11 protein-coding genes are annotated in these 16,872 nt (G+C 41.5%); 10 read left to right on the top strand and 1 reads right to left on the bottom strand.

What is annotated here, in order from left to right; translation table 11 throughout:
- The first annotated feature begins 2 nt into the window (after positions 1 to 2).
- From BV902_RS20070 to BV902_RS20040, 7 genes are all read left to right on the top strand, one after another.
- Positions 3 to 1,826 (top strand): RagB/SusD family nutrient uptake outer membrane protein, encoded by a 1,824-nt coding sequence (locus tag BV902_RS20070; RefSeq protein WP_075993463.1) that lies wholly within the window; start codon positions 3 to 5, stop codon positions 1,824 to 1,826.
- 44 nt (positions 1,827 to 1,870) lie between these two features.
- A complete protein-coding gene (locus tag BV902_RS20065) occupies positions 1,871 to 2,512 on the top strand; it encodes a DUF3823 domain-containing protein (protein ID WP_172840713.1) in 642 nt (213 codons plus the stop codon).
- A 2-nt stretch (positions 2,513 to 2,514) separates the two neighbouring features.
- Positions 2,515 to 4,560, top strand: coding sequence for a beta-L-arabinofuranosidase domain-containing protein (locus tag BV902_RS20060; protein ID WP_075993461.1), 2,046 nt, complete (start codon positions 2,515 to 2,517; stop codon positions 4,558 to 4,560).
- A gap of 40 nt (positions 4,561 to 4,600) precedes the next feature.
- Complete coding sequence (locus BV902_RS20055; RefSeq protein ID WP_237241742.1) at positions 4,601 to 6,445, top strand: glycoside hydrolase family 2 protein; 1,845 nt, start codon at positions 4,601 to 4,603, stop codon at positions 6,443 to 6,445.
- 90 nt (positions 6,446 to 6,535) lie between these two features.
- Positions 6,536 to 9,010: a glutaminase family protein gene (locus BV902_RS20050; RefSeq protein ID WP_075994889.1), complete on the top strand. Its 2,475-nt coding sequence runs from the start codon at positions 6,536 to 6,538 to the stop codon at positions 9,008 to 9,010.
- 41 nt (positions 9,011 to 9,051) lie between these two features.
- The gene (locus tag BV902_RS20045; protein WP_237241740.1) at positions 9,052 to 10,152 is read left to right on the top strand and encodes a family 43 glycosylhydrolase; all 1,101 of its coding nucleotides are present in this window, start codon (positions 9,052 to 9,054) and stop codon (positions 10,150 to 10,152) included.
- Positions 10,153 to 10,218: 66 nt separating this feature from the next.
- Entirely contained in the window at positions 10,219 to 11,280 is a 1,062-nt protein-coding gene (locus BV902_RS20040) for an acyltransferase family protein (RefSeq protein ID WP_075993459.1), read from the top strand.
- On the opposite strand, the gene BV902_RS20035 is transcribed toward BV902_RS20040, so the two are convergent.
- Complete coding sequence (locus BV902_RS20035; protein WP_075993458.1) at positions 11,272 to 12,216, bottom strand: alpha/beta fold hydrolase; 945 nt, start codon at positions 12,214 to 12,216, stop codon at positions 11,272 to 11,274. The genes BV902_RS20040 and BV902_RS20035 overlap by 9 nt on opposite strands.
- Positions 12,217 to 12,642: 426 nt before the next feature.
- On the opposite strand from BV902_RS20035, the gene BV902_RS20030 reads away from it, so the two are divergent.
- From BV902_RS20030 to BV902_RS20020, 3 genes are read left to right on the top strand one after another with little or no spacing between them, the layout of a single operon-like run.
- Positions 12,643 to 14,148, top strand: a complete 1,506-nt coding sequence (locus tag BV902_RS20030) for an ankyrin repeat domain-containing protein (protein ID WP_075994887.1) — start codon at positions 12,643 to 12,645, stop codon at positions 14,146 to 14,148.
- A gap of 18 nt (positions 14,149 to 14,166) precedes the next feature.
- Positions 14,167 to 14,652: a DUF2271 domain-containing protein gene (locus BV902_RS20025; protein WP_075993457.1), complete on the top strand. Its 486-nt coding sequence runs from the start codon at positions 14,167 to 14,169 to the stop codon at positions 14,650 to 14,652.
- Between the two features lie 14 nt (positions 14,653 to 14,666).
- Positions 14,667 to 16,865 (top strand): PepSY domain-containing protein, encoded by a 2,199-nt coding sequence (locus tag BV902_RS20020; protein ID WP_075993456.1) that lies wholly within the window; start codon positions 14,667 to 14,669, stop codon positions 16,863 to 16,865.
- Positions 16,866 to 16,872 lie beyond the last annotated feature (7 nt).

Here is a 16,872-nt window from a genome sequence, read left to right as displayed (position 1 = left end):
AGATGATAAATAAGAACGTTATTTTATTGGGTGTATGTCTCGTATGTACATTTTCAAGCTGCAATAAATTTTTGGAACGGGAATCACAGGCTATTTTTACCGACGATCAGATATTTTCGGATCAGAATATGATAAAATCTGTTCTAGCGAATTATTATGGGCGGATTAGCTGGGGACAGCAATTTGGAGACAATGGATCTTTTGCGATGTTAGATGAGGCAGGATTTTCAAGCGGTGGCCCCAATACGATGCAGGAATTTCCGAATGACTTTTGGCGTATGTACGATTATGAACTGATTCGCAATCTGAATCAATTTATCGTAGGTGTTCGTCAATCATCATTGGACGAAAATAATAAAAAGAGCATCGAAGGCGAGGCCAGATTTATTCGTGCTTGGACCTACTTTAATATGATCAAGCGTTTGGGCGGAGTTCCTTTGGTGGGTGATAAGATCTATGATTATACTGGCGGCATGGATCCAGCAGAGTTGCAGACACCGCGATCAACAGAAGCAGAGAGTTATAATTACGTGATTAACGAATGTACCGAAGCCGCTAAAATGCTCGGTACAGAGAAAACCATAAATTCAGCTAGAGCTAATAAATGGACAGCTTTGGCACTTAAGGCGCGCGCCAGTCTATACGCCGCCTCAATAGCGAAGTATAACTATAAAACGCCAGACGTCAAAACAGCAGGTAACGAGGTGGGAATCCCTGCGGCGGACGTCAATAAATATTACGAGATTGCTTACGAATCAGCATTGGATATTATCAATAATAGCCCTTATGCCCTCTATAATGGAAATGCCGATAAAGGAAAGAACTTCTATCTTGCTGTAAGTTCAAAATCAAGTAGCAATGAAGTTATTTGGGCCAAGGATTATGCGTATCCAGGTGAAACACATTTTTTCACCAACAATAACATTGCCTCATCCGTCCGTGGAGATATTGATGCCAATTTTGTTACGCCTGTTTTAAATTTGGTGGAAGCATTTGAATATACAGATGATCGAAATGGAGCATTGAAAACGAAGACTGCTACGGGAGATTACATTTACTATAACAATCCCGAAGAGATATTCGCCCATAAGGACGCGCGTCTGTATGGTACTGTGATTTACTCTGGTGCTGATTTTGCTGGTACCAAAATCACTTACCAAGCAGGCGTTAGATATAAAGAAGGAGGTGTTTGGAAGACGATGACCGCAATACCCGGTACTTCAGATTCCAAATTCGGAGGAATTATTACAAGCAAAGATGGACCTACGACTTCCAACGATATGTATGTCAACAAAACTGGATTTAATATCCGGAAATTTATCGACGAAAATAAAGATGCCTCTACTCGTGGGCGTGGGTCGGATATTTGGTTTGTGCGCTTCCGTTATGCTGAATTTTTGTTGATCGCTGCAGAGGCGGGGCTTGAACTTGGTAAACCGCAAGCCGAGTTGACGGGATATGTCAATAAGATTAGGGAGCGTGCGGGGATACAGGCATTGACAACCATTTCCCTGAATGATATTATTCAGGAGCGCCGGGTTGAATTTGCCTTCGAAGATCATCGTTATTGGGATCTGAAGCGTTTGCGGATTGCCCATGAAATCTGGAACGGAAGCGCTGATAATTACAATGCGGTACACTATGCCCTATTTCCATACAAAATATATGCTCCGGGGGATCCGAACGATGGTAAATGGGTTTTTGAGAAACAGAAATCGAGTCATACGCTCTATCCACGAAATTTTAAATATCAGAACTATTATAATTTCATCGATCAAGATTGGATTAATAACAATCCGAAGTTAGTTCGAAATCCTTATCAATAGCATTATCCTTATGAAAACTTTTTTTTTGTAAATTAATAGTCAGTTTGTGTTTGATCGTAGGTGTATTTGCTTGTGGCAAAGATAACTATGATGCCCCTAAAAGTACACTGAACGGTCGTGTAACCTACAATTCAGAACCTCTAGGAGTAAGAGGATCAAACCAGTCCGTTTCACTTCAGCTATGGCAAGATGGTTTTCCGCTTCGATCTGCTATTAATGTGTATGTGACGCAGGACGGTTCATTTGCGGCAAAACTCTTCGACGGGCAGTACAAATTGGTGGCAACCAGCGGAAATGGCCCCTGGCTGAATAGTGCGGATACAGTGCTGGTTGATGTGAGGGGCAATACAAGCATCGAGTACCCGGTTAAACCTTATTATACCATGAGTAATATTACCTATAATGTTCAAGGGAATATGCTGAAAGCTTCTTTTGACGTCAAGACAATAGATGCTTCAAGAACGATTGATTTTGCCACCTTGTTGGTCAATGATACAAAATTCGTGGATTTGGGTCAATATACTTATAAGATGGAAAAAACTGGAATTAGTTCGGGGCATGTCGATCTGGAGCTGGATATCAAAGATATTTTGACCAAGAATGCTGCAGTGTATGCGCGCGTGGGCTTGAAGATAAGCGGTATCACCGAGGCGCTATACGATAGTTCACCTAAGAAATTGAAATAACAATGATCAAAAAATTTAGCTTTTTAAGCCTATTAATGGGCATCGGTCTTGTTACGACTGCACAAACGGGAATAGCAACAGCTGTAGACCAATTACCATTAACCGGAAAGAATACGCAATATCTGAATAATAGGGCTCCTTTAAGACAGAATGCCTTGCTAAAATTACCCGTGGGCAGTATTGTCCCGGAAGGTTGGCTCGGGAAGTATCTGGAGCTGCAGAAAGATGGTCTTACAGGCCATCTGGGAGAAATTAGCGCTTGGCTATCGAAGAAAAATAACGCTTGGTTAAGTACGGATGGGAAAGGAGATTATGGCTGGGAAGAAGTTCCTTATTGGTTAAAAGGCTACGCTAATTTGGGCTACATCTTAAAAGATCCTAAGATAATAGGAGAGTCAAAAATTTGGTTAGAGGCTGCGCTAAAAAGCCAGCGTCCTGATGGATACTTTGGACCATTGATCCTACGTAATAACAAACCGGATCTTTGGGGAAATATGTTGATGCTATGGTGTTTGCAGTCCTATTATGAATATAGCGGTGACCAGCGTGTTTTAACGTTGATGACCAATTATTTTAAATGGCAGGCCAATTTGCCGGATAGTTTTTTTCTCAAGGATTATTGGGAAAACAGTCGTGGTGGTGACAATTTGCTATCCGTATATTGGCTCTATAACAGAACACAAGGTAATGAATGGTTGATGGATTTAGCGGATAAAATCCATCGGAATACAGCCAATTGGCGGCAGAAAGATGATTTGCCCAATTGGCATAATGTCAACGTAGCGCAGTGTTTTAGAGAGCCAGCAACCTATTATCTGAAAAGCCAGTCGACTGCAGATCTTAACGCAACCTACGATAATTTTCATTTTGTCAGACAAGTATTTGGTCAGGTTCCGGGCGGCATGTTCGGTGCCGATGAAAATGCACGTCCGGGATATACCGATCCCCGTCAGGGTGTGGAAACCTGTGGAATGGTGGAGCAGATGGCTTCCAATGAAATCCTTCTCGGGATAACAGGCGATCCTTTTTGGGCGGATCATGCGGAGGAAGTTGCTTTTAATACCTACCCAGCAGCTGTGACAGCCGATTTTAAAGCATTACGCTATATCACGAGCCCTAATATGACTATCAGCGATAGCCATAATCATGCTCCCGGGATTGATAATAATGGGCCATTTTTAATGATGAACCCTTTCAGTTCACGTTGTTGTCAACATAACCACAGTCAGGGCTGGCCATATTACGCGGAGCATCTGTATATGGCAACAAATGATAATGGTGTTGCGGCAGTACTTTATGCCGCATCAAAAGCTGAAATCAAAGTCGGAAACAATCAAGCCATTCAGATTAGACAAGAATCCAATTACCCATTTGAAGAATCGCTGCGATTTGAAATAGGAACACAGGCTAAAACGGTTGATTTTCCCTTTTATCTCCGTATACCTGCCTGGGCGAAACAAGCCAAAGTAACGGTTAATGGTAAAAGTCAGGCTATAGAAGCTGGAGCAAAATATATTCGGATTGAACGGAAATGGAAAGACGGCGACAAGGTCGAACTCTCCTTGCCGATGACCATAGATCTGAAAACATGGACTGCCAATAAAAATTCAGTTAGTATCCAGCGTGGCCCACTGACCTATGCACTCAAAATCAAAGAGAATTATGTGAAAAAGGATAGTAAGGCTTCGGCAATTGGGGATTCTAAATGGCAGGAGACTGCAGATCCATCAAAATGGCCATCCTATGAAATCCTTCCTGCAAGTGACTGGAATTATGGACTTGTACAAAATCAGCTACAAGCTGTTGACCAACTAAAAGTGGTCAAACGACCATGGCCTAAAGATGCATTTCCTTTCGACGCAGAAGCAGTACCTATTTCGATTCTTGTGAAAGCGAAACGTATTGATGGATGGAAAATTGATGAAAATGGACTAACGGGCGTATTGCCCCTGAGTCCGGTGGAAAGCAAGGGCGAGGTGCAGGAAGTTGAATTGATTCCCATGGGAGCAGCACGTTTGCGCATTGCTGCTTTTCCAACTGTGAAATAATGTAAATACGATATATAAATTAATGACTTAACGATTTTTTATGATGAAGAAAACCTTACTTTTTGCCAGTTTGATGATGGCAGCACAATTGAACTTTGCTCAGGATTGGAAACCCGCAGGGTCACATATATTAACCGCTTGGGGCGAGAGAGTAACGGCACAAAAGCCACATCCTGAATATCCTAGACCACAATTAACCAGAACCAATAACTGGCAGAATTTAAATGGATTATGGAAATATGCTGTCACTCCAGTAGGTACTAAAGAGATTCCTCGTCAATGGGACGGCAATATCCTTGTTCCTTTTGCTATTGAATCGGCATTGTCCGGTGTTGGTAAAGAGGTCGGAAAAGATAAAGCGTTATGGTATAATAATACCATAACATTGGACAAGTCTGTCAATAAAAATAAGGTTCTGTTGCATTTCGGTGCCGTAGATTGGCAATGTGATGTGTATGTAAATAACCAATTGGTCGGAAGACATGAAGGTGGTTTTGATCCATTTTCGATGGACGTGACAAGCTTTCTAAAGAAAGGCGCAAAACAGGAAATAGCTATTCGGGTATGGGATCCGACTGATGATGGTCCACAACCACGGGGTAAACAGGTGAACAAGCCGAATGGTATATGGTATACACCAGTGACGGGAATTTGGCAGACCGTTTGGTTAGAAAGTGTCCCCCAAACTTACATCGTGAGTACCAAACAGACTCCGCGTTTGGACGATGGAGTCTTGGCCTTTCAGGCTTCCGTAGAAGGAAGTCAAGCCGGTGACGAAATAAAGGTGCGTGCATTGGATGGCGGAAAGGTTATTAAAGAACAAACAGGACAACCGAATACATCTTTCGATCTTTCGGTACCTAATCTGGAGCCATGGTCCCCAAGTAACCCTAAGCTCTATGATCTAGAAATTCAGCTGATTCGAAAAGGAAAAGTCGTAGATCAGGCGAAAAGCTATTTTGCCATGCGGAAAATAGCCATGCAGAAAGACGAAAATGGTGTTCAACGTTTAATGCTAAACAATAAGTTTACCTTCCAATATGGTCCATTGGATCAAGGCTGGTGGCCAGATGGTCTACATACAGCACCAACGGATGAAGCGCTGAAGTTTGATGTTGTCAAAACAAAGGAAATGGGATTCAATATGATCCGTAAACATATCAAAGTAGAACCGGCGCGCTGGTACCGTTACTGCGATAGTATAGGTATGCTTGTCTGGCAAGATATGCCTAGCGGCGATCTTGGCGGAAACCATTGGGATATGCAACCAGGAAAGATTTCGGGAGGAAATAGGGATAAAGTACGTTCGCAGGAATCTGAAGGGTATTACAGAAAAGAATGGAAAACCATTATGGAGGTATTGCACAACTATCCAAGCATCGTCATTTGGGTACCTTTTAATGAGGCTTGGGGGCAATTCAAAACGAAGGAAATAACGGAATGGACAATGGCCAATGACCCTTCAAGACTCGTAAATAGTGCCAGCGGTGGTAATTTTATGGAAACTGGACATATCTTGGATATCCACAATTATCCCGATGCAGCCATGCCTGATCCAAATTTATTCGGCGCCAAACAAGTGCTTGCATTGGGTGAGTTTGGTGGTCTGGGATTACCGATCGATGGGCACTCCTGGCAACAAAAAGACAATTGGGGATACCAAAGTTTTAAAAATAAAACGGAATTATTGGAGCGCTATAAACGCCTGATCCATGACTTGACACGTCTAATTCCTATGGGATTGTCTGCCGCTGTTTATACACAGACGACAGATGTGGAAGTAGAAACAAATGGTTTGATGACCTATGATCGTAAAGTTGTCAAAATGCCTGAAGCAGAATTGAAAGCTGCACATCAGGCGCTTTATAATGCACCTACCAAATAATTGATAGCGATATGGCCGCAACACGGGTTGCGGCCTAAATTTATCGCTGAAAGTATACCTGTCAACCTAAACCTATTTTATACAAAATCAATGAAATTAAAATTACTAATTGCAACGGCTATTGTATGTCAATCGGTATCGTCGTTTGCACAAAAACAAGTCCTTAAGAATGATCTTCGCGCGCCTGCCTATCCTTTAGTAACAATTGACCCCAATACAAGTGCCTGGTCCTATAGCAACGAATTGAATGCGGATGTTGTACGCCATTGGACCGGAAAATCCTTCCCCTTATTGGGCGTCCTTAAAGTGGATGGGAAATCCTATCGCTTCTTAGGTAAAGAAGAAGCTGAACTCTTGCCTTTGGCACGGATGGGTGAACATGCGGCTTGGACCGGAAGTTATGTTGTCAATGAACCCGCCCCAGACTGGATGAAACCTTCATTTGATGCACGGCAATGGAAGACGGGGGCAGCGCCATTCGGTACCAAGGATAAAGAACCCAATGTGGAGACTGATTGGCAGGAGTCTAAAATTTGGGTTAGAAGGGAAGTTGAACTGAGTGAGGATCTTACGGGCAAATCCGTATATATCGAATTTACACATGACGATGACGCTATTTTGTACGTCAACGGTATTGAGGTTGCTAATACAGGCAATTCGACAGGTAAAAATAGTCGGGTCAAGCTGCCCGATCATGTCGTGAAAACATTGAAGAAAGGAAAAAATATACTCGCGGGTTATTGCTATAATAGGGTTGCGAATGGATATTTTGATTTTGGACTCTTTACAGAAAAAGATGGTAGTATTCAATTCGACAATGAAGCGAAGCAGATCGCTTCCAATGTGCAGGCAACACAAACATATTATTCGTTTAACTGCGGGCCGGTCGATTTAAATATTACATTTACCGCGCCGATGTTTCTGGATAAATTGGACTTAATGGCTAGACCCGTAAATTATCTTTCCTATACGGTCCATGCGAAGGATGGCAAGAAACACCAGGTACAACTTTATTTGGAGGCAGCACCAAATTGGGCACTGAATTCTCCACTTCAAGATGCTGCAAGCAGTTCCTTTGTTTCAGGAAATCTCCAGTTTGTAAAGACAGGAAGCAAAAGCCAGCAGGTTCTAGGAAGGAAAGGTGACGACCTACGGATAGATTGGGGGTATTTCTATATGGCTGGCGCAAAATCAAAGACAAAGTCCGCGGTCGGAAGTAGCCATCAATTACGGTCTAATTTTCTGAAAAGTGAAAACAGCTCTTCTTCAAATGGAGGACAACAATTGGCACTGATGCAAACTTTTGATGTCTCATCAAGCTACCAGGATAAGATCTTGTTGGGGTATGATGACCTGTACTCCATCCAATATTTTGGACAAAATTTACGACCTTATTGGAATACCAATGGAAATAGTTCCATTGAGAAGCAATTTGAACTGGCCGACAAAGAGTATACGGCTCTCAAAAAGGCTGCTGATAAATTTGATGCCGAATTATGGGGTACAGCTTTGCGCAACGGAGGTGAGGACTATGCTGCATTGTGTGCCTTGGCCTATAGGCAGGCAATCGCCGCTCATAAACTTGTAAAAGCACCTAATGGCGATCTGCTTTTACTGTCCAAAGAAAATGATAGCAATGGGTCAATAGGAACTGTTGATGTAACCTATCCTTCGGCTCCGATTTTCCTTTACTATAATCCAGAACTGGCAAAAGCACTAATGAATGCCATTTTTTATTATAGTGAAAGCAATAAATGGACAAAACCTTTTGCTGCGCATGATGTTGGGACCTACCCTTTGGCGAATGGCCAAACTTACGGTGGAGATATGCCTGTCGAAGAATCGGGAAATATGTTGATATTAACTTATGCTTTAGCAAAGGTCGAAGGAAATGCAGCTTATGCCAAAAAACATTGGAAAGTGTTGTCTACCTGGGTAGATTATTTAGTAGATAAAGGCCTTGACCCCGAAAATCAGTTGTGCACAGATGATTTCGCGGGCCATTTTGCACATAATGCCAATTTATCAATTAAAGCTATTTTAGGTATTGCATCTTACGGTTATCTAGCCCAAATGCTTGGTGAAGAGGCTACGGCGAAAAAGTATCTGACCGAAGCAAAAGCAATGGCTATGAAATGGAAAGAGATGGCTGAAGATGGGGATCACTATAAGTTGACTTTTGATAAAACCGGAACCTGGAGCCAAAAGTATAATATGGTCTGGGATAAATTGCTTAAGATGGATATTTTTGACCCCTCTATTCGTGAAACTGAAATTAAATACTATCTCGGCAAACAAAATAAATACGGACTTCCCCTGGACAATCGTCAGCCTTATACCAAAACCGATTGGATTATTTGGACGGCGACCATGGCAAATGACAAGCCTACCTTTGAGGCATTTTTAAAGCCAGTCTACCATTTTATGAACGAAACAACAGATCGTGTTCCCATGTCGGATTGGACGTATACAGACCGTCCTAAGAGAGCTGGATTTAAAGCAAGATCCGTTGTCGGGGGCTATTTTATCAAAATGTTGGAAGAGAAATTGGGAAAAGCAAAATAGCTTTTCCTGTGATGAAGAAAATAATATAAAAAAATAATAAGATGTTGAATGCAATGTTGTTCAGATATTGGATCGGCGGAGTTGCCGTACTGAACTTGTTGAGCTCCTGCGGAAGCTCTACAGGTTCAGTTAAGCAGTCGGGTCAAATAACAAATGCTACGGCTCAGCATAAGACCTACAGCAATCCGGTTTTTGAGCCTATACTTGCTGATCCTACAGTCGTTAGAGATCCTCAGCGCAAAATGTTCTACGCATACGGGACAGCCGACAATTGGGGCGATGGAAAGGGACAGCGTTTGGTGTCTATTCTACAATCGGCTGATCTTGCTCATTGGACCTGGATTGGCACGGCCTTCAGTTCAAAACCGAGCTGGAAAGCCGAGGGGGGAATCTGGGCACCAGATGTCGTGAGGTTAAATGGTAAGTATATCTTATATTATGCTTATTCAACATGGGGAGACCCTAACCCCGGTATCGGTGTAGCCCTAGCCGATAGACCGGAAGGCCCCTTTATCGATCAAGGTAAACTTTTTGATAGCAAGGAGATCGATGTACCGAATTCAATAGACCCTTATTTTTTTACAGAAAATGGGCAGAATTATCTGTTCTGGGGTAGTTTTAGTGATGCGAATACGCAGGGAACATATGGTGTTGAACTCGATGAAAATGGGACTGCGGTACCCGATTTAACTAAAAAATTTAAAGTTGCTGCTGGGGATTTTGAAGCTGTGGTGATCCATAAACGGAAAGGATATTACTACTTTATCGGATCCAAAGGCTCCTGTTGTGAAGGAGAAAAAAGCAGTTATCATGTTCTTGTGGGTCGCTCTCGCAAGCTGAAGGGACCTTATACCGATCAAGAGGGGCGTAATCTTACACAGCGGGGGAGTGGAACGTTGTTGTTAAAGGGAAATGATCAATTTGTGGGGACAGGTCATACTTCGCGCATTATTACAGACGATAAGGGAAAAGATTGGATACTCTATCATGGCATGGACCCAAAGCAGCCTCGTGTTGCGACGGGGGGAAATCGTCGGATGCTATTTTTGGATCAGATTATCTGGGATAAGGACTGGCCCAAAATTGAAGGGGCAACCAGCAGTGTTGCAGCGCAACGGGCCCCAACGTTTAATTTTAAATAGAATTTTCAATAGCTAGCAGCAGAGGCCTACCTTTGTGGGCCTGGATTTTCGCTGTCCATAAAAAATATGATACATCAAACGAAGAAACATTTTGAACTTCTTGACGCCATGCGTGGGGTGGCCGCAATTGCAGTCGTACTGTTTCACTTTATGGAAATTGCACAACCGGATTATCGCAATAGTTTTATTCCACATAGCTATTTAGCCGTTGATTTCTTCTTTTGTTTATCGGGTTTTGTAATTGCCTATGCCTACGATCAGAAGCTGGTTACAATTGGTCTAAAACGATTCTTTCTTTTGCGTTTGCTAAGATTGCACCCATTGGTTATAATCGGTACATTAATTGGTTTATTTGCATTTATTTACGACCCATTCAGTAATTTGGCCAGCTCATTTTCCGTCTTACAGAAGATAGGGATGTTCATTAGTGGGATAACGTTGATTCCATACCCAGCTGTACCAGAGCGATATTTTAATCTTTTTCATTTAAACCCACCTACATGGTCGCTATTTTGGGAATATATCGCCAATATAGCCTATGCTTTGATACTGGTACGGATTCCAAAAAAGGTTCTTTGGGGAATAGTGCTCCTCGGTGCGGCAGCGCTATGTGCCGAATCATTTCGTTCCGGCTATTTAGCTGTAGGTTTTGGGGCAGATAATTTTTGGGCTGGGGGAATCCGTTTATGGTTTTCATTTTCAATGGGACTACTTATTTTTAGGTCGAACTGGACTATTTCGAACAAGCTTCCTTTTTTCAGTGTTCTTGGTCTGCTTGCTGTCGTATTTTTCATTCCGTTTTCTGATGTTTATGGTAAGTACATCGATCCTATTGTCGTTATCTTTTATTTTCCTTTATTGCTCATGCTGGGGATAGGAGGACTACCTGTTTTTGGAGGGGTCAGGAAGTTATGCAAGTTCTTAGGTGATATTTCCTATCCGCTCTATATCATTCATTATCCATTTATCTGGATTTTTATGAGCTATGTGGAGCTCCATCACCCATCGAATAAGCAAATGGCTGTGATTATTATAATTGGAATGCTGTCGTTGATTTTTTTAGCTTTATTGGTCTTTAAATATTTAGATGAGCCTATTCGGAAATATTACAGCCGGAAACTAAACTAAATGGCGATGAAGCCAGGTACTGATGAACTGGAATACCTCCATTTTGCAGTCTTCATTTAAAATTTCATGCCGCATGCCTGGATATAATTTAATGGTTATGTCGGTCTGCCCCTGTGCAATTAACTGCGCTACGCTCTTTTCAACGCCCATTCCAAAATCTCCAATTGGATCATCCTGTCCGCTGATAAATACAATTGGAAGATTTTTTGGGATATTCTTGGTAGCTTCGATATCTGTCGCTTGCAAGGAAAGATCTAACACGGTATGAAATCCATTGTTGGTAAACAATCCCCCACAAAGTGGATCTTCCAAAAATGAAATACGGTTTGTCTTGCTTACGCTTAACCAATTGCTGTTATTTTGGTTGGGCTCGTTCTTAAATCGAGCATTATTACGCCTGTCAAAAATACGGTTGATCAATTTACTTCTTCTTTTTGGGGCAATACTATTGAGCAGCGTGAGTAAAAGGCGAAAAGCTGTGGAACCTTTTTGACGTTGGCCTGTCCCCACGATAATGGCCCCCTTATATTGCTGGCCAATTTTTTGTAAAACGCAGCGTGTGACAAAGGATCCCATGGAATGCCCTAAAATAAATTGAGGCGGTTGCGGATATGTTTTTCTCAAGAAATTACTCATTGTAATGGCGTCATCAATGAGTTGTTCTTTAGCCCCATGCTGTTTAAAATACCCCAATTGATCGGCATCTAGAGCTGTCTTTCCATGACCCAATTGATCGTAGGTTAAAACCGCAAAATTCTGTGTAGTCAGATAATTGGCCAATTCTTCATACCGACCACTATGTTCCTGCATGCCATGTACCAGGAGTATTGTTGCTACTATCTGATTGTCGTCGGGTACATACAAACGATAGAAAATTTTATGTTCATTTTCAGTCGTCGCGCTGATTGTATAAAAATTGGATGCTACCTTGCTCATTATACCTCTTTATTTTAAGTAAACTAAGATAATTTTAGTGCATTTGCAAGTTTAACAATCTTCTTTCCGATTTTGTTCGGATGAGACCGAAAGGCTTTAAGGGCAGTTGATCAATGAAAATTAGCACGATTAATTTTTGTGGTTTGGGAATATTTTTTAGATTTGCATTAATTTAGAATTAATTTAAATAAAGTAGTTATTCTATTTTAAACATGGGCTTCTCTGTATGCAGAAATTGTTGTACAAAATCGAATTCGGAAAGCTCCCTTGTTCTTAAAATATACGCATTTACACTTATATTCTGATGAAACCAGCACGATGTATTTCGACCCAAGTTATCGTATGACTGTAGCTCAATTTGCCGAATAATTGAGTGGGAATGAATAGGCCATGTTACTTCATCAACTTCAAAAGACAAATAAAAGGATGAAAAAGACACTTTTAGCAGCTTTATTATTCGCTGCAACTTATGCACAGGCGCAAACAAATTCGTTAATGAACGGCGAGTTTTGGAAAGGTAAACCTACCTTGACAATTGTTAAAGAAGAAATCAGCAAAGGAAATAGCCCTTCTCAGCCTAATGCGGCATCCTTTGATCCAGTCACAATGGCGATATTAAATGGCGCTCCGACGGATGTTGTCAAGTTTATGATCGAACAAGAAGGGAATAGTGTAACGAAGAAGACGCATCACAGCCGTAGTTATTTACACTGGGCAGCGTCAAGTGGAAATGCGGAGCTTGTCGAGTTTTTAATTGCAAAAGGATCGGATGTCAATTACCAAGATAGCCATGGTTACCCAATTATTGCTTATGCAGCTTCGACAGGAAATACAAATACTGCCGTTTATGATGCTTTGTTTAAAGCGGGTGTGAATCCCAAGCAAAAATATGAAGGTGGTGCTACATTAATGATGCTTGCAGCGTCTGCAGACAAGGACCTTGCATTGACGGATTATTTCATTAAAAAAGGATTATCTATTCAAGATAAAGACGAGTCGGGCCGCACAGTGACGGATTATGCGGCTAAACTTGGAAATACCGAGCTCATGGAGAAATTCATCGCCCGTGGCGTAAAACCAACCAATAATGCGTTATTTTTTGCGACTCAGGGTTCCAGACAAGCATCGAATGGTTTGTCGGTTTATACCTATTTGGTTGAAAAGTTCAAATTGGACCCCAAGGCTGTAAATAAAGAAGGAGCGACAGTGCTGCATGCTTTAGTTCGCAGACCAGATATGGCCGTGATCAATTATTTTTTGGATAAAGGTGTAGATGTCGCAAAAGCGGACAACGAAGGAAATACAGCGCTTATGGTGGCTGCTAGTGGTAAGGATGCTAAATTGGTCGAGCTGCTGCTTACTAAAGCGAAGAACGTAAATGCAGTAAATGAAAAAGGCGAATCTGCATTGACCAAGGCTGTAGCGAATGGGGCTCCCGAAATCGTGGCATTGTTGATTAAAGATGAAGCCGATATCAAGCTATTGGATAAGGAAGGTAATAACTTGGCCTTTTACTGGTTTAATTCCTACAGAGAATTGCCTCAGGGCGGCAGACCCGGTGGACAGGGAAATGCTTCACAAGGGGATGAGTTTAAAGAAAAATTAACGATCCTTAAGACGAATGGATTGGACGTTGTTGCTCCGCAAAAAAATGGTAGCACATTGTATCATTTGGCAGTAGCGAAAGAGAATGTGAAGCTTATCCAGAAAGCCAGCGAACTTGGAGCAGATATTAATGCACAGGATAAAGAGGGAACGACGGCACTACATAAGGCAGCTCTCATAGCGAAAGACGATTCCTTGCTAAAAACATTGGTTTCCCTTGGTGCAAAGAAGGAATTGAAAACAGAATTCGATGAAACGGCTTATGATTTGGCGAAAGAAAACGATTTCTTGTCTAAATCCAATGTGCAGCTTGACTTTTTGAAATAAAATTAGATACAATTGAAGATGAATAACATAGTTAAAACCACGATAGCCACCCTTTTATTTTCGATGGCAGCCCTAAGCTCTTTTGCACAGGCAGCTAAATATAAGTGTATGATCCAAATGAATGCCTATGAAGGTGAGAAAGCCTACGTGGTGATTTCACTGATTAATCCTAGTGGAGCTTACGAAAAAACACTCGCCGTATTGGGATCTGATAAACAATGGTATAATACAATCAAGGAATGGTACAAGTTCCAAAATAAAACCAAAGAAAAGCTAAATGCGGTGACGGGCGCGTCAGTTGGTGGCGGTGACCGTGCCATGCGGACATTGGATATTGATGAAACGAAGTTTAACAAAGGGTATAAACTCCGTTTTGAATCTGCTGTAGAGGAACAAAAATACCATACTGCTGATGTTGAAATTCCTTTGACAAAGGAGGCTATCACTGAAAAAGCTAATGGCAAGGGATATATCAAACTTGTTAAGTTAAATAAAGTACAATAAGAAAAGGGGTAAAAATGCTGGTATCTATTTGGAGGTATGCACATTTAGCCTTAGCTATTGTTTCTTCTATCTTTTTACTTTTATTATCGATAACTGGCGTAATATTGGCCATTGACGCCGTTAACGAAAAAATTCCGCCTTATCGGGTTAAACATATTGAAACGTTAAACCTTGCGCAGTCAGTAACAGCTTTGCGCAAGGTTTATCCTGAAATCATAGCGATCTCGGTAGATCACAATCAATTCGTGAGCATTGATGCCATAGACGCAGATGGCAACACCGTGAAAGGTTATATCGATCCGAATACGGGGCGTCTGCTGGGTCCCCAATTGAATAAGTCCCAATTTGTTCAATGGATTACAGCTTTACACCGCTCACTCTTTCTTAAAGTGACCGGTCGGGTGATTATTGGTGTGGTTTCATTTCTGTTGTTTCTTATTACTATTTCAGGAATTATTCTGATTGTCAAGCGTCAACAGGGCGTTCGACATTTCTTTGCTAAAATCAACCGGGACTTTTTCGCACAGTATTTCCATGTTGTTTCAGGACGTCTATTTTTGATACCAATTTTGATATTGGCCCTAACAGGTACCTATTTATTTCTGGTGCGTATTGAAATCTTAAAAAAGCCGAACCAAACAATTGAATATCCCAATAAGATGAAGGAAGATATTCAATTGGAGGTGGCAAAATTTTCAATATTCCAAAATACAAAACTTGTCGATTTGAAGACGTTGGAGTTTCCGTTTATGGAAGACGATCCTGACGAGTTTTTTATATTGAAGCTTCGCGATCGGGAATTGACCATAAATCAGTTGAATGGAAGCTTGCATAAAGAAGTAAAGTATCCCTTTACAGCATTGGCCGAACAGTTTTCTTTGGACCTCCATACGGGCAAGACCAATATCATATGGGCCATTATATTGGGGCTCGCATCTTTGAATATTGTGTTCTTTATTTACACGGGCTTTGCAATCACATTCAAGCGCACGCGTACTAAAATCAAGAATAAATATAAACCTGAAGAAGCAGAGATTGTTATTCTTTTCGGAACGGAAAATGGAAGCACGCTGTTTTTCGCCAATCAGATCCATAAACAACTCTTAGCGGATGGGCAAAAATCGTTGCTGCTCGGAATGAATCAATATCAATGCTTTCCAAAGGCAAAACACTTGCTTGTGTTTACCTCAACATACGGGCTAGGAACTGCACCATCCAATGCACTTCAATTTGAACATAAGCTCAACAGCCATCCGCAAGAACAAGACGTACAATTTTCAGTTCTGGGCTTTGGTTCAAAAGCCTATCCCGACTTTTGTGCCTATGCGCGCGAAATTGATCATTTATTAGAAAAACAAGCCTGGGCTTCTCGACTAACAGATTTACACACAGTTAATGATAAGAATGTTGATGAGCTTATTTCATGGATACATCAGTGGTCTGCTCAGACCAATATTGCATTAGCTTCTGCACCGGCTATTTATAGTGCTAAAGTCGTCGGATTGACGAAATTTAAGGTGATAGCGAAGTCTACTGTTTCAGCTAGTAACACGACCTTTACTTTAGTCCTGAAACCTTCAGGTAAAATTAAAATGCAATCGGGGGATTTACTGGCAATCTATCCCGCGCAAGATCAACGTGAACGTTTTTATTCGATAGGTTACAAAGACGGTATGGTTCAGCTTGTGGTGAAATTGTTTCCTGATGGATTTGGCTCGAGCTTCCTTTATCGATTGGAACCGAATCAAACCCTGCAGGCACGTGTCATGGTTAATCCAAGTTTTCATTTTCCGAAAGCGGCAAATGCCGTTGCTTTAATTGCGAATGGTACAGGGGTAGCACCTTTTCTAGGCATGATTTCAGCGAATGAAAGTATGACACCTTTGCGTCTGTATGCTGGTTTTCGCCATCGAAATGAAATGACAGCACACTATATAGATTTTGCTGATGAGCAGATAAAGCTGGGACATCTGAAACAGCTTGAACTGGCTTTTTCACGCGAGGAAAATGCACAATATGTCATGGATTTGATTCGTCGGGATGCGCTATATTTTGTCGAATTGCTTGATAAAGGAGGTTGTATATTGCTTTGTGGAGCATTGCGTATGCAGCATGATGTTGAACATACTTTAAATGAGCTACTTTTGGAACATGTCGGCAAAACTATTGCAGTCTATAAAGAAAATGGACAGATCTTAACCGATTGTTATTAGTAAATTG

This window comes from Sphingobacterium sp. B29 (genome assembly GCF_001952815.1).
GTDB lineage: Bacteria > Bacteroidota > Bacteroidia > Sphingobacteriales > Sphingobacteriaceae > Sphingobacterium > Sphingobacterium siyangense.
The sequence above is the reverse complement of the archived record's forward strand: the minus strand, read 5'-3'. Positions and strand labels throughout refer to the sequence as shown.